Origin of the sequence: Inhella sp. (assembly GCF_041912635.1) — a bacterium.
In the GTDB taxonomy this organism is placed as follows: Bacteria; Pseudomonadota; Gammaproteobacteria; order Burkholderiales; family Burkholderiaceae_C; genus Inhella.
The window spans coordinates 37197-57245 of record NZ_JAYRMO010000019.1 but is presented as its reverse complement, the minus strand read 5'-3'; the positions used below and the strand labels follow the sequence as shown (position 1 = coordinate 57245).

Here is a 20049-nt window from a genome sequence, read left to right as displayed (position 1 = left end):
CTTCGCTGCCGCTCAGGCCCGGTGCTGCGCACCGTCCAACGAAGGTCCCCCGGACCTTCGTTGAGCGAACCGGTGGGGCTCATCCCAAACATCCGCTCCAAACGCCAAGGGGTCCCGGTGGGACCCCTTTGCGTTTGGAGCGGGCGATGGGAATCGAACCCACGTCTTGAGCTTGGGAAGCTCAGGTCCTGCCATTGAACGACGCCCGCTTGGAAGGCGAGCATATTAAGCGATTAACCTTGGCGGCCATGTCGAACCCGATGACCGCCGTGCCGCGCAGCCGCGCCCAGACCTTGAGCGAATTGGCGGCCGATCCGCCTTTGGATTTGATCGTCGTCGGCGGCGGGGCGACGGGCCTGGGGGTGGCCTTGGATGCTGCCGTGCGCGGCTTGCGCGTGGCGCTGCTGGAGGCCGAGGATTTCGCCAAGGGCACCAGCTCGCGGGCCACCAAGCTGGTGCATGGCGGGGTGCGCTACCTGGCGCAGGGGCACCTGGGCCTGGTGCGTGAGGCACTGCGCGAGCGCGCCACGCTGCTGCACAACGCGCCCCACTTGGCCCAGCCGCTGCCCTTCGTGATGCCTTCCTACGCCTGGTGGCAGACCCCGTTCTATGGCCTGGGCCTGGCGCTGTACGAGCTGATGGCCGGGCGTGCCAGCCTCGGGGCCACGCGCTGGCTGGGCCGGGCTCGCACGCAGGCCCTGTTGCCCGGCGTCAACCCGCAGGGCCTGAGCGGCGGTGTGCAGTACTGGGACGCGCAGTTCGACGACGCCCGGCTGGCGCTGGCGCTGGCGCGCAGCGCCGAAGCGGCCGGTGCCTGGGTGCTGAACCACTGCGCGGTCGAGGGCCTGCGCTTCGCCGGCGGCGGGGTGGCCGGCGTGGTGGCGCTGGATGCTGAAACCGGCCAGCGCCTGGAACTGCGCGCGCCCTGCGTCGTCAACGCCACCGGGGTCTGGGTGGACGATTTGCGCGCCCGCGATGGTCAGCAGGGCCCGGCGCCGGAGCCTCTGGTCACCGTCAGCCAGGGCGTGCATCTGGTGGTGGATCGCGAGTTCCTGCCGGCCGACTGCGCACTGCTGGTGCCGCGCACCGCCGATGGCCGGGTGCTGTTCGCCGTGCCCTGGCTGGGCAAGGTGATCCTTGGCACGACCGACACGCCGCGGCCGGACCGCCCGCTGGAGCCTCAGCCCTTTGAGTCCGAGCTGGATTTCATCCTCGGCGAGGCCGGCCGCTACCTGGCGCGGGCGCCGCGCCGTGCCGATGTACGCAGCTGCTGGGTGGGCCTGCGCCCGCTGGCCCGGCCCAGCGGGGAGGGGAGTGGCGGCACCGGGGGCATCAGCCGCGAGCACCACATCGAGCGGCGCGAGAGCGGGCTGGTGTCCGTCACCGGCGGCAAGTGGACGACCTACCGCGCCATGGCCGAAGAGGTGCTGGAGGTCTGCATGGACAGCGGCCTGCTGCCCGCGCGGCCGGGCGGGCGCACGCGCGATTGGCCGCTCGTTGGTGCCCAGGCCGGCGCCAGCCTGCGCCAGCCGCAGGGCCTGGCGCGCTACGGCAGCGAGGCGGCACGGGTGCAGGCTCTGCGCGGCGCAAATCGCTGGCTGGCGCCGGACCTGAGCGAGGCCATGGTGCGATTTGCCGCCCGCCAGGAATACGCCCGTACGGTCGAGGACCTGCTGGCGCGGCGCGTGCGCCTGCTTTTCCTGGACGCGCGCGCGGCCCTGCACGTGGCCGAAGCGGTGGCGGCCATCCTGCGCGAAGAAACCGGGGTGGACCCGCAGCTGGAAGCCTTCCGGACGCTGGCGGCGGGCTATTGCCTGTCACCTTAGGAAGGGCGGGGGCGGAACTCCCACAATCCGCCCATGCAATCCCCATCCCTTCTGCGCCTGGCCTTCAAGCGCCTGTGGCGCGATGCCCGTGCCGGTGAACTGCGCCTGCTGCTGATCGGCGTCTGCCTGGCTGTGGCGGCCGTGACGGCCGTGAGCCTGCTGGTCAACCGGCTTGAACAAGGCCTTCTGCGCGATGCGGCGCAGTTGATCGGCGGTGATCTGGTGCTGACGAGCGACCAACCCGCACCCGCCTGGGTGCGCGAGCAGGCGCTGGCCCAGGGTTTCGAGGCGTCCGAATCGGCGAGCTTTCCAAGCATGGCGCGCGCCGATGACGCCCAGGGCGGCGCCAGCCGCCTCGTGGCCGTCAAGGCCGTGGCACCGAACTACCCACTGCGCGGCCGCGTGCGCCTGGAGGGCGGACGCCTGGCCGGGGCGCCGCCGGCCGGCGAGGTCTGGGTGGACCGCGCGGTGCTGGACGCTTTGCAGCTGCGCCTGGGCGACTCGCTCTGGCTGGGCGAGGCCCGGCTCAAGCTCGGCGCCGTGATCGAAACCGAACCCGACCGCGGCGCCGGCTTCCTGGCCTTTGCGCCGCGCGTGCTGCTGGCCCAGGCCGATCTGGCCGCCACCGAGCTGGTGCAGCCCGCCAGCAGGGTGGGCTACCGCCTGGCCCTGGTGGCCGCGCCTCAGCAAAGCAAGGCGCTGGCGCAATGGCGCGAACTTCTGAACGCCCGCATCAACAAGGGGGAGTGGCGCGGCGCGCGCATCGAGACCCTGGAGGGCGGCCGGCCCGAGCTACGCCAGACCCTGGAGCGCGGCACGCGCTTCCTGAGCCTGGTGGCGCTGCTGGCCTCGCTGCTGGCCGCGGTGGGCGTGGCCCTGGCGGCGCGCGATTTCGCCAACCGCCATGTCGATGAATGCGCGCTCCTGCGCGTGCTGGGCCTGAGCAGTGCGCGCATCGCCGGCAGCTATGCGATCGAGCTGCTGGTGGTGGGCGTGGCCGCCACCCTGCTCGGCGGCTTGCTGGGCCTGGGCGTGCAGGCCCTGCTGCTGGTCTTGCTGCAGGGCCTGGTGCCGGTGGAACTGCCCGCGCCCGGCCTGCAACCCTTTGCCCTGGCCGGCGGCCTGGGGCTGAGCCTGCTGCTGGCCTTTGGCCTGCCGCCAGTGCTGCGCCTGGCCCAGATCAGCCCGCTGCGCGTGTTGCGCCGGGAGCTGGGTGCCAAGCTGAACCCGCTGGCCGCTCTGGTGGGCGTGGCCGGCCTGGCCGCCTGGATGGCGGTGCTGGCCCTGGCGGCCGGAGACGCCACGCTGGGTGGGCTGACCATCGGCGGCTTTGTGCTGGCTGCCGCCCTGCTGGCGCTGCTGGCCGGCCTGGCCCTGCTGCTGCTGCGCCGCGTGGCTGTGGGCCCGGCCGCGCCGCCCTGGCTGCGTCTGGCCACGCGCCAGGTGGCGGCGCGTCCGGCCCTGGCGGTGGCGCAGGTGGCTGCCCTGGGCCTGGGCCTGCTGGCCCTGGCCCTGCTGGTGCTGCTGCGCACCGATCTTCTGGAGAGCTGGCGCCTGGCCACACCGGCCAAGGGGCCGGACCGCTTCGTCGTCAACCTGCAACCCGACCAGGCCGAACCCTTCAAGGCCCAGCTGGCGGCGGCCGGCGTGCAGCCGCTGGACTGGTACCCGATGTTCCGCGGCCGCCTGATCGCCATCAACGGCCAGGCCGTGCACGAGCTCAAGCTCGGCAGCGACCGGGCGCGCCGCCTGGTGGAGCGCGAGTTCAACCTCAGCCACATGAGCACCATGCCGGCGCACAACCAAGCGCTGGAGGGTAGCTGGGGCGAGGGCCTGAGTGTGGAAGACGGCCTGATGAAGGAGCTCGGCCTGAAGCTCGGCGACCGGCTGGCCTTCGAAGTGGCCGGGCAGCGCCACGAGTTGGCGGTGTTGCAGCGCCGCCAGGTGGACTGGTCGTCGATGCGCGTCAACTTCTTCGTCATCTTCCAGCGCAGCCAGAGCCCACAGGCCTCGCAGCAGCTTGAGCTCCCGAGCACGTGGATCGCCACCTACCGCGCCCCTGCCGACAAGACCCTGGACCGCCAGCTGGCTGCGCGCTTTCCGAACGCCACGCTGATCGATGTTTCGGCGCAGATCAGCCAGGTGCAAGGGGTTCTGGAGCAGGTGGCCAATGCGGTGCAGCTGCTGTTTCTGTTCACGCTGGCGGCCGGCCTGGTGGTGCTGGTGGGCGCGCTGACGGCCACCCGCGAGGCACGGCTGCGCGATGTGGCGTTGATGCGCGCCCTGGGCGCCAGCGGCGCTCTGCTGGCGCGCGTGCAGCGCGCCGAGTTGCTCGGCCTTGGGCTGCTCTCCGGTGTGCTGGCCGGTGGCCTGGCGCTGGGGATCGGGGCGCTGCTCGCGGTGCAGGTGTTCGAGTTCAGCTGGCGCCCGCAGCCCTGGGTGCCGCTGGGCACGGCCCTGGCCGGCGCCCTGCTGGCGGGTGCTGCCGGCTACTGGGGCCTGCGTGGCGTGCTGCGCCGGCCGGTGGTGCAGACGCTGCGCGCTGCCACGCAGGAGTAGCGCGCGGGGCAAAAAATGGCCGCCCCGAGGGCGGCCATGTGCCGACTGGTGAAGGACTCTAGAACGATTCCCACTCGCCATCGCCCGCGGGGGCCGGGGCGGGCGCCGGCTTGGGCGGGTTTGGCCGAGCGGCCGGTTTGGCGGCGCCGCTGGCTTGGGCGGCAGGGGCAGGCCTGCTACTGGTCGGGCTGGCGGGCGCGGCGGGGCGTGCCGCGCTGGCGGGCCGATGGCCCATACCACCCGTGCGCGCCGGGGCTTCGATTTCGCCGACCTTGAAGACCGAGATGATTTCGGACAGGCGGTGCGCCTGGTCGCGCAGGCTCTCGGCCGCCGCGGCCGATTCCTCGACCAGTGCGGCGTTCTGCTGCGTGGCCTGATCGAGCTGACCCATGGTGACGTTGACGCCGCCAATGCCCTGGCTTTGCTCGCCCGCGGCCGCGGAGATCTCGCCAATGATGTCGGAGACGCGCTGCACGCCCGCCACGATCTCGCCCATCGACTCGCCGGCTTCCTGCACCAGGCGCGAACCGGCCTCGACGCGTTCCACGCTGGCGCTGATGAGGCTCTTGATCTCCTTGGCCGCCTCAGCGCTGCGCCCGGCCAGGGTGCGTACCTCGCCAGCCACCACGGCAAAGCCGCGGCCCTGCTCGCCGGCACGCGCCGCTTCCACGGCGGCGTTCAGCGCCAGGATGTTGGTCTGGAAGGCGATGCCGTCGATGACGCCGATGATGTCGCTGATCTTGCGCGAGCTGGCGCTGATCTCGTCCATGGTATTGACGACCTGACCCACCACCTCGCCGCCCTTGGTGGCGGCCCCGGAGGCCGAACTGGCGAGCTGGTTGGCGGTAGTGGCGGCCTCCGCGGTATGGCGCACCGCGGCGGTCAGGGCGTCCATCGAGGAGGTGGCCTGCTGCAGGTTCGAGGCTGTCTGTTCAGTGCGCTGCGAGAGGTCCTGCGCGCCCGAGGCGATCTCACTGGAGGCCACGCTGATGGAGCCGGTGGCCTGGTGCACATCGCGCAGGATGCCTTGCAGCTTTTCGGCGAAATCGTTGAAGGCGCGGGCGATGCCGGCCACTTCATCCTGTCCCTGCGCGGGCAGCCGGCGCGTCAAGTCGCCGCCGCCGGCGCTGATCTCGTTCATGGCGTCCTGCACGCGCTTGAGGCCGGCCGTCAGCGCCGACACCACGCCCGTGATCAGCGCGGCGGCCAGGCCGACCATCAGCACGGTGACCAACACCGCCTTGCTCAGCAGCGAGCTCAGCGCAGCCAGCGCCTCACCGGCATCGCTGACGACGATCAGCGACCAGTCCGAGCCCGCCACGGGCGCGGCGCGCAGCAGCACCGATTGCTCGCCGATGCGGGTCTCCAGCCAGTCCGACTTGTCGCTCCCCAGGGCCTTGATGGCGGCGGGGGTCAGCGCGGGCGAGAGCTCGGTGGCGGGCTTGAGCACGTACTTGGCATTGGCGTGCGCCATCACCCGGCCATCCGCCGCCACCAGGAAGGCGAAGCCCGAGGGGGTGGGCTTGATGGCCTTGAGGATGTTGACGACACCGGTGAGGTAGACGTCGCTGGCCACCACGGCCTTCACGCCACCGCCTTCCTTCACTGCCAGGGCGAAGGTGACGACCGACTGCTGGGTGCTGGCGTCCAGGTAGGGCTCGGTCAGCACCACGGCGTCGCTACCCGAGGCCAACTTGTACCAGGGCCGCCCGGTGGGGTCGTAGCCTTCCGGCAGCTGCTGGTCCTTGCTTTGCAGCATGCGCTTGTCGGCGTGGCCGATGTAGGCCATGTCCAGCCCGCCCGACTGCGCCGCCTGGGCCAGCGGAACGCGCGGATTCTCTAGCTCCACCGCCGGACGCAGCGACTGCAGGATGGCCGCCTGAAAGCCCATCCAACCGGCGATGGACTGCGCCTGGCCACGCGCCACCTCGGCCAGCTGCGCGTTGGCTTGGCCGCGTACATGGGCGCGCGTGTCGAAGTAGCTGGCGGCGGTGGCCACCAACAGGGCCAGCAGCACCACGCCGCTGCACAGCGCAATCAGTCTTTGCTTGATCGTCTTCAACATGGGCGGGTGCTCCGGTAGGCCGTTCAGAAGGTTTCCCAATCGCCGTCACTGGCCGGCGCAGGGGCCGAGCGGCTGGCAGCCGGCGGCGTGGGCGCGGGCCGAGGTGCCGGTGGCTTGGGCTTCACGGGCGTCGGAGTGCGGCTGAGCGGGGTGGCGCTGCGCGCCGCGGGCTTGGGCGGCGGGCTGCTGACCCCCTTGGGTGCCGCGGCCGCGCTGTAGCCGCGCCCGGAGTCCTGTGCCGTGCGGAACACGGCCACGGCCTCGACCAGGCGCTGGGCCTGGTCGCGCAGGCTTTCGGCGGCAGCGGCGGACTGTTCGACCAGCGCGGCGTTCTGCTGCGTGGCTTGGTCGAGCTGCACCACGGAGTCATTGACCTGGCCGATGCCGTCGCTCTGCTCGCCGGCTGCGGCGGCGATCTCGCCAATGATGTCGGAGACACGCTGCACGCCGGACACGATCTCGTTCATGGCCGTGCCGGCGTCCTGCACTAGGCGCGAACCGGCTTCGACGCGTTCGACGCTGGCGCCGATCAGGCTCTTGATTTCCTTGGCGGCTTCGGCACTGCGGCCGGCCAGCGAGCGCACCTCGCCAGCCACCACGGCAAAGCCCCGCCCCTGCTCGCCGGCGCGGGCCGCTTCCACGGCCGCGTTCAGGGCCAGGATGTTGGTCTGGAAGGCGATGCCGTCGATGACGCCGATGATGTCGTTGATCTTGCGCGAACTGGTGTGGATCTCGTCCATCGTGCTGACGACCTGCGACACCACCTGACCGCCCTTGGCGGCCGCCGCTGAGGTCGAGGCCACGAGCTGGTTGGCGGTGCGGGCCGAGTCGGCCGTCTGGCGCACGGTGCCGGTGAACTCCTCCATCGACGAGGCGGCGATCTGCAGGTTCGAGGCGGTCTGCTCGGTGCGATGGCTGAGATCCTGGTTGCCGCTGGCGATTTCGCTGCTCGCGGTGCCGATCGAATCGACCGAACTGCGCACGGTGCTGATCATCTCGGCCAGCTTGGCACGCATCGACTCGGCGTCGCGGATCAGTTGGCCGATTTCGTCCTGGCGGCTGCTCTCGACGGACTGGGTGAGGTCGCCGGCGGCGATCGCCCTCATCGCTCCGGAGAGCTTGGCCATGGGTTGGGCCACCCATTGGTTCATCAGACGGAACAGGCCGAATACCAGGGCCAGCGTGGCGCCGGCCAGCACCAGCCAGAACAGGCTCAGGGTGCGCCAATGCCCGGCCATGGCCTCGCTGCGCTTGACCTGGGCGATCGTGATCAGACCGGTCTTCTCGTCTCGGTAGGCGGCGCCGAAGTAGCCCGAACCGCCACTGCCGAGCGCGTCCGGGATGTCGGACAGCAGGGCGCTGTTCTGCTTGGCCGTGAGCATCTCCGCCAGCTGCTTTTCCAGACCGGGCGCAAGGTCCAAGACTTTCTTGCCCTTGGCGCTGGGGTGTGCGGCAAACACGGCCTCGTTCGGGCCTGCGGCCATGTCCACCGTGAAGGCGCCGCCAGATTCGAAGAAGCGGGTCTCCTTGATCATCTTGTCCAGCGCCGCCTGGAACACGTCCAAATCGAAGCCGACGAAGAGGATGCCGATGATCTTGCCGTCGTCCGACTTGACCGGCTCGTAATAGGTCATGTAGGGCCGCCCGAAGAGCACGGCGCGACCGGCCCAGGACTTGCCGGCCATCATCGGGGCGTAGGCCGGATGCTGCTTGCCCAGCAGCGTGCCCATGGCACGGCTGCCGTCGGGCTTCTTCACCGAGGTGGTGATGCGCAGGAAGTCGTCGCCTTGGCGCGCGAACACCGTGGCCACACCGCCGGTGGTGTTGGCGAACTTGTCGACCGCCGTGAAGTTCTCGTTGAGCTTGGGGCCCCAGTCGCGCAGTTCGCCGGTCGCTTCATCCAGCGTGAAGGAGGGGCCGAAATCTTGCCGGAAGGCGCCAAAGCTGCGCTGCACCAGCACCTTGGCGGTCGCGTCCATCGCGCTGATGGAGTCGGAAATGGACTGCGCTTTGTCTCCTGCCCAGCTCTCTACCGATTGACTGGCATTGCGCCACAGCATGAAGCTCAGCAACAGGCTGGTGGCAAAGAGCACGGCCGCCAAGGCGACGGCGCCGATCAGGGTGACTCGCCGCGCCAGTGAAGCTTGTCCAGAAAACATGCGTTGCCTTTGTAGTTATGTGGAGGGGTGCCCACCACAGCCACGGGCCACGCACCCCAGGTTGTCGTTATTGGGTGATCGACTCCATCAGGCCCATGTCGGCGCTGCTCATCAGGCCCTCGATGTCCATCAAGATCAGCATGCGCTCGGCCACCGTGGCGATGCCGGTGATGTAGCTGGTGTTGACGGCGGCGGCCGTCATCTCGGGCGCCTGGCGGATCTGGTCGCGACTGAGTTCCAGCACGTCGGACACCGAATCGACCACCGCGCCGACCACGCGGTTGCGCACGTTCAGCACGATGACCACGGTGAAGGCATTGACCTCGGCACTGGCGCAGCCGAGCTTCACGCGCAGGTCGACGATGGGCACGATGACGCCGCGCAGGTTCACCACGCCCTTGATGAAGTCGGGCGCGTTGGCGATGCGGGTCGGCTGCTCGTAAGAGCGGATTTCCTGCACCTTGAGGATGTCGATGCCGTATTCCTCGGTGCCGAGACGGAAGGTCAGGTATTCGCCAGTGGCCGCCATGCGCGCCGATGCGCTGGGGACAATGACGTTGCTGGACGCTTGAACGAGTTCCATGGCTTCCTCTCTGCGGGTGTTGTCAATGACGTGATTTGCGGACCAGGCTGCCGATGTCCAGGATCAGCGCCACCCGGCCGTCGCCCATGATGGTGGCGCCCGAGACGTCGTTGACCTTGCGGTAGTTGGCTTCGAGGTTCTTGACCACGACCTGCTGTTGGCCTAGCAATTCATCCACCAGCAGGGCCACGCGGCCGCCCTCGGCCTCGACCACCACCATGATGGTGGAGACATGCTCGAAGTCGAAGCGCGGCACGTCGAACACCTTCTCGAGCTCGATCACCGGCATGAACTCGTCGCGCACCTCGACCACGCGGCCGGAGCCGGCCACCGTCTTGATGGTGTCGGACTTGACCTGGAAGCTTTCCACCACCGAGGACAGCGGCAGGATGTAGACCTCGTCGCCGACGCCCACGCTCATGCCGTCCATGATGGCCAGGGTCAGCGGCAGGCGCACCGAGACCTTCATGCCATAGCCTTCGGCGGAGTCGATCTCGACCGTGCCGCCCAGGCTGGTGATGTTCTTCTTCACCACGTCCATGCCGACACCGCGGCCCGAGACATCGGTGACCTGGTCGGCGGTGGAGAAGCCGGGCGCGAAGATCAGCCCCCAGACCTCCGAGTCGCTCATGCCCTCATGCGCCTCGATGCCCTTTTCCTGCGCCTTGCGGATCAGCTTCTCGCGGTTCAGGCCGCGGCCGTCGTCTCGCACCTCGATGACGATGCTGCCGCCCTGATGGCTGGCCACCAGGGTGATGGTGCCGTGCTCGGGCTTGCCCTTGGCGACGCGGTCGGCCGGCGGCTCGATGCCGTGGTCGCAGCTGTTGCGCACCAGGTGGGTGAGCGGGTCGGTGATCTTCTCGACCAGGCTCTTGTCCAGCTCGGTGGCTTCACCCTGCGTCACCAGCTCGACTTTCTTGCCCAGCTTGGCGGCAAGGTCACGCAGCATGCGCGGGAAGCGGTTGAACACCACCGACATCGGAATCATGCGGATCGACATCACCGCTTCCTGCAGGTCGCGGGTGTTGCGCTCGAGGTCGGCCAGGCCCGAGGTGAGCTGCTGGTACAGCGCCGGGTCCACGTTGCGGCTGTTCTGCGCCAGCATGGCCTGGGTGATGACGAGCTCGCCCACCAGGTTGATCAACTGATCGACCTTCTCGATCGAGACGCGCAGCGTGCTCTGGTCGCCCGCGGCGGCGGCGGGCTTCGGGGGCGCAGCGGCCGAGGGCTTGGTGGTGGGCACCACGGCGGCACTGGGCTTGGCGGCTTCGGCCGGCGCGGCCGTGGGGGCCGGCGCAGCGGCCTGGGGTGAGCCCGGGGCGTCGTCGAAGAAGCCGTAGCCCAGGTCTTCCTTCTTCTCTTCCTTGGGGGCGCCGGGGGCACCTTCGTAGAAGCCGTAGCCCGGGCCCATGGGGATCAGCTTGACCTGCTCGCGCGCCACATGGAAGGTGAACAGATCCAGCAGATCGTTGTCGCTGCTGGCGGTGGTGACCTTGAAGCGGCGCATGCCGTCGGCGGATTGGCCGCCGTCCAGCATCTCGATCGTGCCCAGGTCGGTGATCTCCTGGAACAGCTCGACCAGGTTGTTGGCCTGGTTGGGGTTGTCCAACGGGCCCACCAGCAGTTCCAGCTGGCGCAGGCCGCCAGCGGAAGAGGGTGCCGGTGCCGCGCTCGGCGCAGGGGTGGGTGCCGCCTTGGGCGCGGCCGCCGCGGCCGGTGCATCCGCCAGGCTGCCGCCATCCACCAGGGTGCGGATGCTGGCCACCAAGCCTTCGCTCTCGACCTGTTCCGTGCTGGTGCCGGCATGGCGCGCCAGCAGACCGCGCAACGCATCGCCCGACTGCAGCAGGATGTCGACCATCTGCGTGGTCGGCTTCAACTCATGGCGACGCAGCTTGTCCAGCAGGGTCTCCATGATGTGCGTGAGTTCGGCGACGTCGCCGAAGCCGAAGGTCGCAGCCCCGCCCTTGATCGAGTGCGCGCAGCGAAAGATCGCGTTCAGCTCCTCGTCATCGGCGGCCTCGACGTTCACATTGAGCAGCAGCTGCTCCATGTTGTCGAGGTTCTCACCAGCCTCCTCGAAGAAGACTTGGTAGAACTGACTGAGGTCGATGCCAGCGCCGAGGTTGGCGCCTTCGTTCGTCATCTCGCCCATGGGAGCTCCTCGGTTTAGCGGATGACCTTGCCGATCACTTCGATCAGCTTGGCCGGATCGAAGGGCTTGACCAGCCAGCCGGTGGCGCCGGCGGCGCGCCCGGCCTGCTTCATCGCGTCGCTGGACTCGGTGGTCAGGATCAGGATCGGTGTGCTCTTGAACTTGGGGTTCTCGCGCAGCTTCTTGGTCAGGGAGATGCCATCCATGCGGGGCATGTTCTGGTCGGTCAGCACCAGGTCGAAATCGCGTTGGGTTGCCTTCTCCCATGCATCCTGGCCGTCCACGGCTTCGACGACGTTGAAGCCCGCGTTCTTCAGGGTGAACGCCACCATCTGGCGCATCGAGGCGGAATCGTCCACCGCAAGGATCGAGTGCATCGTCTGCTCTCCGGTTTTCTACAAATCAGGGTTAAAACAACTCGACGGAGCCGGCATCGACTTCGTCCTGCGTCACGGGGTTGGGCCGGTTGGGCGCCTCGACTACCAAGGCATCGCCGTCCTCGTCATCGCTGCCGAATGCCTCGCGCGCCAGCTTGTCGGCGCAGGCGCGCAGGCGTTGGCTGGTGTGGGCGATCAGCTGGGTGGACATGTCCTGGAACTGCAGCGCCGTGATGGCCCCGGCAATGAACTGCAGGGCCTCGGCAAACTCGCCGGGTGTCAGCGCGCCGCCGCCGTTCACGCGTTGGGCCAGCGATTGGACTTCGGCCGAGGCGCCGAAGAAGTTCACCGACAGGGCCTCGCCGGCGTCGTCGAGCAGGCGTTGCAGACGCTCCAGGTCGTTGGTGACCGACATCAGGTGATCCTGGATCTCGGCGGCGGCGAGCAGGGTGAAGCGGGCTTCCTCGGCGGGCGATCCAACCACTTCCGCGTCCAGCGGTTCGTCAGTCGGTTCGTTTCCCTGCATGAGGCCTCCAGTGGCGCGTTGGGTGGCGCAGCCGAGCTGCTGATGGCGATTAGCCTAATCGAAGGCGTTCGCTCGCTGCGTCCAGCACGCCTAGGGTAATCCCTTTTGATGGTGCTTCCCCCACAGGGGAGTGTGCGCTTGGCACGCCTGGGGGCCGCGGCATACTCGGCCGCATGTTGGAAACCCTGGCAAACGCCCCTGCCGCAAGCCCCTTGGCGCAGCCTACGCCCCCGGTCTCGACGCCGGTGTTGCGGGTCCTGCATGTCGAAGACTCCGAGGTCGACCACCTGCGCATGCAGGCCCTGGTGCGGCAGGCCGGACTGCCGGCCGAGTGGACGCGGGTCGAGACCCTGGCGGACTTCGCCGCGGCGCTCGACCAGGACTGGGACGCGGTGGTGTGCGACTACCAGCTGCCCGAGCACAGCGGCCTGGACATGCTGCGCCATCTGCGCGCCAGCGGGCGCGTCTTGCCCTTCGTGCTGGTGTCCGGCGAGATCGGCGAAGACGTGGCCGTGGCGGCCATGCGCGAAGGGGCATCGGACTACCTCCTCAAGAGCCGCCTGGCGCGCCTAGGCCCGGCTTTGCAGCAGGCCGTCAAGGCGGCCGAGGCCGAGCGCTCGCGCCGTGCCGCCGATGCGGCGCTGCGCGAATCGACGCGCCGCCTGCAGGAGCTGACCGCGCACCTGCAGCAGCACATCGAGGCCGAGCGCGCGGCGCTGGCGCGCGAGCTGCACGACGATGTGGGCAGCGGACTGACAGCGCTGAAGTACGAGCTCGGCTGGCTGCAGCGCCATCTCGAGGATGCCCCCTTGCGCGAGCGGACCGAGCGCGCCATCGAGACCTTGAACGCGGCCATCGAGGCCAGCCGTCGCCTGATGGAGAACCTGCGCCCGCCCATCCTGCAGGAGGGGCTGGCGGCGGCACTGCAATGGCTGGTGCAGGATTTCGAGCGTCGCCATGGGCTGACGGTGCTGTGCGCGGGTCTGGATCAGGAACTCGAACTGCCCGAGGCGCTGGCCCTGGTGGCCTACCGCTTCGTGCAGGAGGCCCTGCACAACGTGGCCAAGCATGCGCAGGCCAGCCAGGTGCAGCTGGAGCTCCAATGCGCGTCCGGCGTGCTCGGTGTGGAGGTGCACGATGACGGCCGCGGCATGGAAGCGAACGAGGTGGACAAGCCCGGCCGCTTCGGCCTGCGCGGCCTGCAGGAGCGCGCTGCCAGCGTGGGCGGCTGGGTGGATCTGAGCACCCGGCCCGGGCGCGGCGTGCACCTGGTGCTGTCGATCCCGCTGGACGGGCGCTGGGAGCCCGGCCACCCGAGTGACGCTGCCTGGCTGGGGGAGGACGCATGATCCGCGTGCTGCTCTGCGACGACCACGCGCTGATCCGGCGTGGCATGCGCGACACCCTGATTGACGCCGGCGACATCGAAGTGGTGGGCGAGGTGGGCGATTACGGCAGCCTGCGCGAGGCCCTGCGCACCGGCCCGCGCCCGGATGTACTGCTGCTCGACATCAACCTGCCCGGGCGCAGCGGCCTGGACGTGCTGCATGTGCTGAAGGACGAGGCCGACGCGCCGCGCACCCTGGTGGTCTCGATGTACCCCGAGGAGCAGTACGCCATTCGCAGCTTGCGCGCTGGCGCCTTCGGCTATGTGAACAAGGGCGGTGACCCGGCCGAGCTGGTGCAGGCCGTGCGCATGGTGGCGCAGGGGCGCAAGTACGTGACGCCCGAGATCGCCCAGATGCTGGTGGAGAACCTGACCGCGCCGCAGCCCGAGCAGGCCCACCACAAGCTCTCCGATCGCGAGCTGCAGACGCTGGTCATGATCGCCTCCGGCCGGCGCCTGTCGGATATCGCCGAGGAGCTGCTGCTCAGCCCCAAGACCGTCAGCGTCTACCGTGCCCGCGTGCTGGAAAAGCTCGGACTCAGCAACAACTCCGAGCTGACGGTGTACGCGATCCGGCAAGGCCTCGTGCAGGGATGACTGCCGACCCCCGGCTCGGGCGCGGCTCGCTGGTTCAGCGGCTGACGCGTCTGAATGTCGGGGTGCTGGCCCTGACCCTGTTCCTGAGCTTCGTGCTCGTGCAGGGCATGGCCTACTACACGGCGCGTGCCCAGCAGCGTGAGGCGGCCGGTGCGGCCGCAACCTTGCTGGCGCAGAACCTCGCGCCCATGCTTGCCTTCCAGGATCCGCGCGCGGCGCAAATCCAGCTCGACGAGGTGGCTGGCCGGCGTGCCGATCTGCGCGAGCTGCAGCTGCTCGACGTCCAGGGCCGCAGCTTTGCGCATTGGCGTTCGCGCGCCCCGGTGGCGACGCTGGCCCGGCTGCCCGGCTTCGGCCAGGCCTTCGAGCTGCGCGTGCCCATCGTGCTGCAGAACGATCCGATCGGCGCCCTGCATTGGCGTGAGGCCCAGGCCGAGCTGGAGGCCATGATGGCGCGTATCTGGCTGGGGGGCCTGGCCCTGCTGTTGCTGGCCCTGCTGCTGGCGGCACTGGCCTTGCGCTGGGTGCAGCGGCGTGCGCTGGCGCCGTTGGTGGCGCTGGCCGAACTGACTGAGCGCGTGGCCACGACACAGGACTACGGCCTGCGTGCCGCCGTGGTGCATGGTGACGAGGTAGGGCGGCTGGCCGGCCAGGTGAACGAGATGTTGCGCCGCATCCAGGTCTGGCATCAGGACCTGCACCAGCAGCTGCAGCAGCAGCGCCAAGCCGGCATGGCCCTGCGCCAGCTGGCACACCGCGACCACCTGACCGGCCTGCCCAACCGCCTCTCCTTCGACATCGAGCTGGAGCGCCAGGTCATCGAGGTGCAGCACGGCCAGCAGGCGCTGGGCCTGCTGTTCATCGACCTGGACCACTTCAAGGCCATCAACGACCAGCTTGGCCACGCGGCGGGCGACGAGGTGCTGATTGAGGCCACGCAGCGCCTGTCCAGCGTGCTGCGGGATCAAGACACCCTGTTCCGCTTGGGCGGCGACGAGTTCGCGCTGCTGGTGGCGCCGCTGCACAGTGCGGCCACGCTGGAGCAGCTGGCCGGGCGGCTGATCGCTGCCGTGAGCGCACCGCTGCAGGTGCGCGGCCGGGCCATGCCGCTGGGGGCGAGCATCGGCGGCGCCATTGCGCCCCAGCATGGCCAAGAGGCCGCGGCCCTGCTGCGCCAGGCCGACACCGCCATGTACGCCGCCAAGGCGGCGGGCAAGAACTGCTACCGCATCGCCACGCCATGAAAGCACTGCTGCCCGCCCTGCTGATGCTGGCGGCCGGCGCCGCGGCGGCCGAACCCACGCTGGAGGAGTTGCTGCGCCAGGAGCTGGACCGACCCAGCGCCGAGCTCGGCGTCAGCACCGCCGCGCGCCTGGCCCAGAGCGGCTCCGCCGCGCCCGGCGTGACCCATGTGGTGACGCGCCAGGACATCCAACGCCTGGGCCTGCGCAGCCTGGCCGACATCCTGCAGCTCTTCCCTGGCGTCTACCTCAGCGAGGACGGCTTGTTCACCCAGGTGGGCGTGCGCGGCCTGGGCCGGCCGGGCGACCTGAATTCGCGCGTGCTGTTCCTGCTCGACGGCCTGCGCCTGAACGAGAACATCTACGACGCCGGCCAGATCGATCAGGACTTCCTGGTCGAGGTCAGCCAGATCGAGCGCGTTGAGTTCACGCCCGGCTCGGGCTCGGCGCTCTATGGCAACAACGCCTTCTTGGGCGTGCTCAACGTCATCACCCAGCGAGCCAACCAGGCGCGCGGCCTGCGCGTGCGCGCCACGCTGGGCGAGCAGCTCAACCGCACCGCCAGCGCCAGCTGGGCGCAGCGGCTTGAGAGTGGCAATGAATGGGGTCTGGCCTTCAGCCGCTGGTGGGGCCAGCGCCTGCCCCTGACCGTTCCTGACTCCGAACCGATCAAGGGCAGAAGCGTCGCGCGCGAGCTCAACTGGGACCGTGCCGAGCGCTTCAACCTCTATGGCCTGTACCGCGGCCTGATGCTGCGCGTCGGCACGGTGGATCGCGTGCACGGCCTGCCCACCCCACTGAGCCTTTCCGACGAGGACGCCGAGCTGGGCCAGGGCCTGGACCGCACCCGCATCCACTACGGCCACGCCAGCTGGGAGGGCGATCTGGGGGCGGGCTGGCAGCTGCAGCTGGCCGGCGCCAAGCAGTTGCTGGTGTACCGCAACGACGAGCCCTTCGTCAGTGACAGCGGGCGCAGCGGCGTGTTCCTGTACGAGACGCGCGGCCGCTGGGACCTGCTGGAGGCCCGTGCCGCCGGCCCTCTGGGCGAGCGCCACGAGCTGATGCTGGGTGCCGAGGTGCAGCGCGACCGCCAGCAGCGCATCCGTTACTTCATCGTCGGCCAGGAGGACGAGGGGGTGGACCGGCGCAGTCGCCGCATCGGCCTGTTCGTGCAGGACAGCTGGACGCTGGCGCCGCGCCAGCACCTGCTGCTGGGCCTGCGGCACGACGCCGTGCGCGGCCAGGGCAGCCGCCTCAGCCCGCGGCTGGCCTACAGCGCGGCGGACGAACAGGGCCGGCAGTTCAAGCTCAGCCTGGGCAATGCCTTTCGGGCGCCGAACCGCAGCGAGATCCTCACCAACGAGTTCCAGGACGTGCCGGTGCCGCCGCCCGAGCGCATCCGCAGTCTGGAGGCCGCCTGGGACGCGCCGCTGAGCCCGCGCTGGCGCTACCGCCTGGTGGCCTATGTGGGGCGCATCCGCAACCTCATCGACGCCGGCCCCGAGGCCAGCTTCTACAGCGCCAGTGAACCCGTGCGCAGCAAGGGGCTGGAGGCTCAGCTGGACGGCCGCTGGGGCCAGGGCGGCAGCGCCCAGCTGTGGCTGGCGCTGCAGCGCAGCCGCTATGCCGGGGGCAACGAGCTCAGCAACAGCCCGCACGGCCTGGCGGGTTGGCGCGCCTGGCACCCGCTGGGTGCGGGCTGGCGCCTGGCCCTGCATGGCAGTGCGGTGCAGCGCCGCCAGGCCGAGGCCTACAGCCTGCCCGGCTACGCGCTGCTGCACGCCCATCTGCAGTGGGAGCGCCCGCAGGGCGGCGAGGTTTTCCTGGGCCTGCGCAATCTGACTGGGCGGCGCTACTGGGATGCACCGGGCGTGTCCGGCGGGCCGCCTTCCGAGCACGAGGGCCGGGTGGTCTGGCTCGGCTTCGACTGGCGCTTCGGGCCATGAAGCCGGCCCTGCTGCTCTGCCTGGCCCTGGCCCTGCCGGCCGTGGCGCAAATCGAGCTGCCCGAGGAAGCGCGCCTGCGCGCCGCCTTCGTCTACCGCTTTTCCCAGTTCACCGAATGGCCGAACCCACCCCCGGGCGGGCTGACGCTGTGCGGCGTACAGCTGGGGGCGGCCGAGCAGGCGCTGCGCCAGCTCAGCGCGCGCAGCCGGGGCACGGCGCCGCTGCGCTACCGCGAGGTGGAGAGCCCGCGCGATGCCGCCCAGCACTGCCAGGTGCTGGTGCTGGGCCAGAGCGAGCCGGCCAGCCTGCGCCGCTGGGTGGAGGGCCTGGGGGAGGCCCCGGTGCTGGTGGTCGGCCTGGCACCCGAGTCGCTGCGCGCCGGCGCCAGCATCGCCCTGCTGACCGAACCGCAGGGCCTGGCCTTCAGCATCAACCAGACCGAGGCGCGCCGCCGCGGCCTGGCGCTGTCCAGTCAGATGCTCAAGCTCGCACGCGAGGTCAGGTAAAGCCCGCCAGCAGGCGCGCCAACGTGGTTTCGAGCGGCACCTGCATCAGCGGCAGCGTGGCCACCAGGCCCAGCAGACCGATGCTGACCGTGAGCGGAAAGCCGACCGCGAACACATGGATCTGCGGCGCCACGCGCGACACCACGCCCAGCGCCAGATTGACGAACAGCAGCAGGGCCACCACCGGCAGCGCGATCCATAGCCCGGCGCGGAAGATTTCCGCTCCCCAGGCCTGCGGCGCGGTGGCGCGCAAGAAGGCGAAGGGTTCGGTACCGACCGGAAAGGCGTGAAAGCTCTGCGCCAGTGCCTGGATCAGCAGCAGATGGCCATTGGTGGCGATGAACAGGAAGGCCACCAGGGTGCCGAAGAAGCGCGCCGTGGCCGTGCCCTGCATGCCGGTGGCGGGATCGAAGAAGCCGGCGAAGTTCAGGCCCATCTGCAGGCCGACGATTTCACCGGCGAATTCCAGCGCCGCGAACACCAGGCGCACGGCAAAGCCCATGGCCAGGCCGATTAGCAGTTGCTGCGCGATCAGGAGCACCAGCAGCGGCGGGCTGTCCAGCGGCAGCACCGGCATGGGCGGCAGGGCGGCTTGCGAGGCCACGGCGAAGAACAGTGCCAGACCCACGCGCACCGGCATGGGCACATTGCGCTGGCTGAACAGCGGCATGCCGGCGAACAGCGCCAGACAACGCAGGAAGGGCCAGAGCAGCGGATTCAGCCAGGCCAGGATCTGGGCTTCGCTGAAGGAGATCACCCGACTAGCCTATGGCGGTAGGAATGGACTGCAGCACGCGCTGGATGTACTCCACCAGCGTGCTCAGCATCCAGGGCCCGGCGATGGCCAGCGTGGCGATGGCGGCCAGCATCTTGGGCACGAAGGACAGCGTGGCCTCGTTGATCTGGGTGGCCGCCTGCAGCACCGAGATGACGACGCCGACCACCAGCACCACGATCAGGATCGGTGCGGCCACGATCATCAGCATCCACAGCGCCTGCTGGCCGACGGTGAAGACTTGTTGGGCATCCATGGCGGCTCCGCTAGGTGTTGAAGGAGGCGGCCAGCGAGCCGATCAGCAGGTTCCAGCCATCGGCCAGCACGAACAGCATCAGCTTGAAGGGCAGGGCGACCAGCACCGGCGACAGCATCATCATCCCGAGGCTCATCAGCACGCTGGCGACGATCATGTCGATCACCAGGAAGGGGATGAAGATCAGGAAGCCGATCTGGAAGGCGGTCTTGAGCTCGCTCGTCACGAAGGCCGGCACCAGCACCGAGAACGGCACCTGCTCGGGCTTGATGGACGGATCCACCTTGCCCAGGCGTGAAAACAGCGCCAGATCGCTTTGGCGGGTCTGCTTGAGCATGAAGCCGCGCATCGGTGCCTGCGCCTTGTCGAGCGCCTCCGGGAAGGCGATCTGACCGGTGGAGTAGGGCAGCCAGGCCTCGTTGTAGACGCGGTCCAGCGTCGGGCTCATGACGAAGAAGGTCAGGAACAGCGACAGGCCGATGATGACCTGATTGGGCGGCGCACTCTGCGTGCCCAAGGCCTGGCGCATCAGCGAGAGCACGATGGCGATGCGCGTGAAGCCCGTCATCATCAGAATCACCGCGGGCAGGAAGCCCAGGGCGGTGAAAAACAGCAGGGTCTGGATGGGCACCGAGTAGCTGGTGCCGCCGGCCCCCTGGCCGACGAGCAGCGGCAGATTGCCGCCCGGCGTGGCGGTCTGAGCCAGCGCCAGGCCGCTGGCCAGCAGGGCGCCAAGCACGAACAGGCCGCGCTTCATGACTTGGGCTGGCGCGCGCGCGCCAGCAGGGCGGAGAAGCTGGGGGCCGGCGCGGCCACCGGGGCCGGGCATTCACCCGGCTGCAGCTCCTGCAGGAACTGGATGTTCTGGGCCGTCACGCCCAGCAGCAGATGACGGCGCGCCTCGCCCTCGCCCAGCGCCACGGTGATCAGGCGCTGGTTCGGGCCCAGGAAGGTGCTGCCCACCACGCGCACGCCACCCTGGGCGTTCAGCCCCTGCAGGGGCGAACGCTTGAGCAGCCAGAGCGCGAGCGGGATCAGGGCCAGGACGGCCAGGAACCACAGCGCCGGAACGAAAGAGGAAGAACCCATGT

General features: G+C 69.6%; 17 protein-coding genes and 1 tRNA gene. 7 read left to right on the top strand and 11 right to left on the bottom strand.

Annotated elements, in window-relative coordinates; translation table 11 throughout:
• Positions 1–135 precede the first annotated feature (135 nt).
• A tRNA-Gly gene (locus tag ACE3QP_RS12650) sits at positions 136–209 on the bottom strand.
• A gap of 39 nt (positions 210–248) precedes the next feature.
• On the opposite strand from ACE3QP_RS12650, the gene ACE3QP_RS12645 reads away from it, so the two are divergent.
• On the top strand, positions 249–1826 hold the full coding sequence (locus ACE3QP_RS12645; protein ID WP_374436537.1) for an FAD-dependent oxidoreductase: 1578 nt from the start codon (positions 249–251) through the stop codon (positions 1824–1826).
• Positions 1827–1859: 33 nt separating this feature from the next.
• Positions 1860–4385, top strand: coding sequence for an ABC transporter permease (locus ACE3QP_RS12640; protein ID WP_374436536.1), 2526 nt, complete (start codon positions 1860–1862; stop codon positions 4383–4385).
• Between the two features lie 58 nt (positions 4386–4443).
• On the opposite strand, the gene ACE3QP_RS12635 is transcribed toward ACE3QP_RS12640, so the two are convergent.
• From ACE3QP_RS12635 to ACE3QP_RS12610, 6 genes are all read right to left on the bottom strand, one after another.
• Positions 4444–6450 (bottom strand): methyl-accepting chemotaxis protein, encoded by a 2007-nt coding sequence (locus ACE3QP_RS12635; protein ID WP_374436535.1) that lies wholly within the window; start codon positions 6448–6450, stop codon positions 4444–4446.
• A 23-nt stretch (positions 6451–6473) separates the two neighbouring features.
• Positions 6474–8609, bottom strand: coding sequence for a Cache 3/Cache 2 fusion domain-containing protein (locus tag ACE3QP_RS12630; RefSeq protein WP_374436534.1), 2136 nt, complete (start codon positions 8607–8609; stop codon positions 6474–6476).
• A gap of 67 nt (positions 8610–8676) precedes the next feature.
• Positions 8677–9192 (bottom strand): chemotaxis protein CheW, encoded by a 516-nt coding sequence (locus ACE3QP_RS12625; protein ID WP_374436533.1) that lies wholly within the window; start codon positions 9190–9192, stop codon positions 8677–8679.
• 22 nt (positions 9193–9214) lie between these two features.
• A complete protein-coding gene (locus ACE3QP_RS12620; RefSeq protein ID WP_374436532.1) occupies positions 9215–11347 on the bottom strand; it encodes a chemotaxis protein CheA in 2133 nt (710 codons plus the stop codon).
• A gap of 14 nt (positions 11348–11361) precedes the next feature.
• Positions 11362–11724: a response regulator gene (locus ACE3QP_RS12615; RefSeq protein ID WP_198109520.1), complete on the bottom strand. Its 363-nt coding sequence runs from the start codon at positions 11722–11724 to the stop codon at positions 11362–11364.
• A 31-nt stretch (positions 11725–11755) separates the two neighbouring features.
• Positions 11756–12250 carry a hypothetical protein gene (locus ACE3QP_RS12610; RefSeq protein WP_374436531.1) on the bottom strand — a complete coding sequence of 165 codons (495 nt, stop codon included), beginning with the start codon at positions 12248–12250 and terminating at the stop codon, positions 11756–11758.
• Between the two features lie 245 nt (positions 12251–12495).
• On the opposite strand from ACE3QP_RS12610, the gene ACE3QP_RS12605 reads away from it, so the two are divergent.
• From ACE3QP_RS12605 to ACE3QP_RS12585, 5 genes are read left to right on the top strand one after another with little or no spacing between them, the layout of a single operon-like run.
• Complete coding sequence (locus ACE3QP_RS12605; protein ID WP_374436530.1) at positions 12496–13599, top strand: histidine kinase; 1104 nt, start codon at positions 12496–12498, stop codon at positions 13597–13599.
• On the top strand, positions 13596–14234 hold the full coding sequence (locus ACE3QP_RS12600; RefSeq protein ID WP_374436529.1) for a response regulator: 639 nt from the start codon (positions 13596–13598) through the stop codon (positions 14232–14234). Before ACE3QP_RS12605 ends, ACE3QP_RS12600 begins: the two co-directional genes overlap by 4 nt.
• Entirely contained in the window at positions 14231–15478 is a 1248-nt protein-coding gene (locus ACE3QP_RS12595; RefSeq protein WP_374436527.1) for a diguanylate cyclase domain-containing protein, read from the top strand. Before ACE3QP_RS12600 ends, ACE3QP_RS12595 begins: the two co-directional genes overlap by 4 nt.
• Positions 15475–17421 carry a TonB-dependent receptor gene (locus ACE3QP_RS12590; protein WP_374436524.1) on the top strand — a complete coding sequence of 649 codons (1947 nt, stop codon included), beginning with the start codon at positions 15475–15477 and terminating at the stop codon, positions 17419–17421. Before ACE3QP_RS12595 ends, ACE3QP_RS12590 begins: the two co-directional genes overlap by 4 nt.
• Positions 17418–17927, top strand: coding sequence for a YfiR family protein (locus tag ACE3QP_RS12585; protein ID WP_374436522.1), 510 nt, complete (start codon positions 17418–17420; stop codon positions 17925–17927). Before ACE3QP_RS12590 ends, ACE3QP_RS12585 begins: the two co-directional genes overlap by 4 nt.
• Here the strand turns inward: ACE3QP_RS12585 and fliR are convergent.
• Genes fliR through ACE3QP_RS12565 form a run of 4 tightly spaced genes read right to left on the bottom strand, consistent with a single transcriptional unit; the run spans position 17920 to position 20047 of the window.
• Positions 17920–18684 (bottom strand): flagellar biosynthetic protein FliR, encoded by a 765-nt coding sequence (fliR, locus tag ACE3QP_RS12580; protein WP_198109514.1) that lies wholly within the window; start codon positions 18682–18684, stop codon positions 17920–17922. The two genes, ACE3QP_RS12585 and fliR, sit on opposite strands and share 8 nt — an antisense overlap.
• 4 nt (positions 18685–18688) lie before the next feature.
• Complete coding sequence (gene fliQ / locus ACE3QP_RS12575) at positions 18689–18958, bottom strand: flagellar biosynthesis protein FliQ (RefSeq protein WP_198109513.1); 270 nt, start codon at positions 18956–18958, stop codon at positions 18689–18691.
• Between the two features lie 10 nt (positions 18959–18968).
• Positions 18969–19715: a flagellar type III secretion system pore protein FliP gene (fliP, locus tag ACE3QP_RS12570; RefSeq protein ID WP_374436520.1), complete on the bottom strand. Its 747-nt coding sequence runs from the start codon at positions 19713–19715 to the stop codon at positions 18969–18971.
• Positions 19712–20047, bottom strand: a complete 336-nt coding sequence (locus ACE3QP_RS12565; protein ID WP_374436518.1) for a FliO/MopB family protein — start codon at positions 20045–20047, stop codon at positions 19712–19714. Before ACE3QP_RS12565 ends, fliP begins: the two co-directional genes overlap by 4 nt.
• Between the last annotated feature and the right edge of the window lie 2 nt (positions 20048–20049).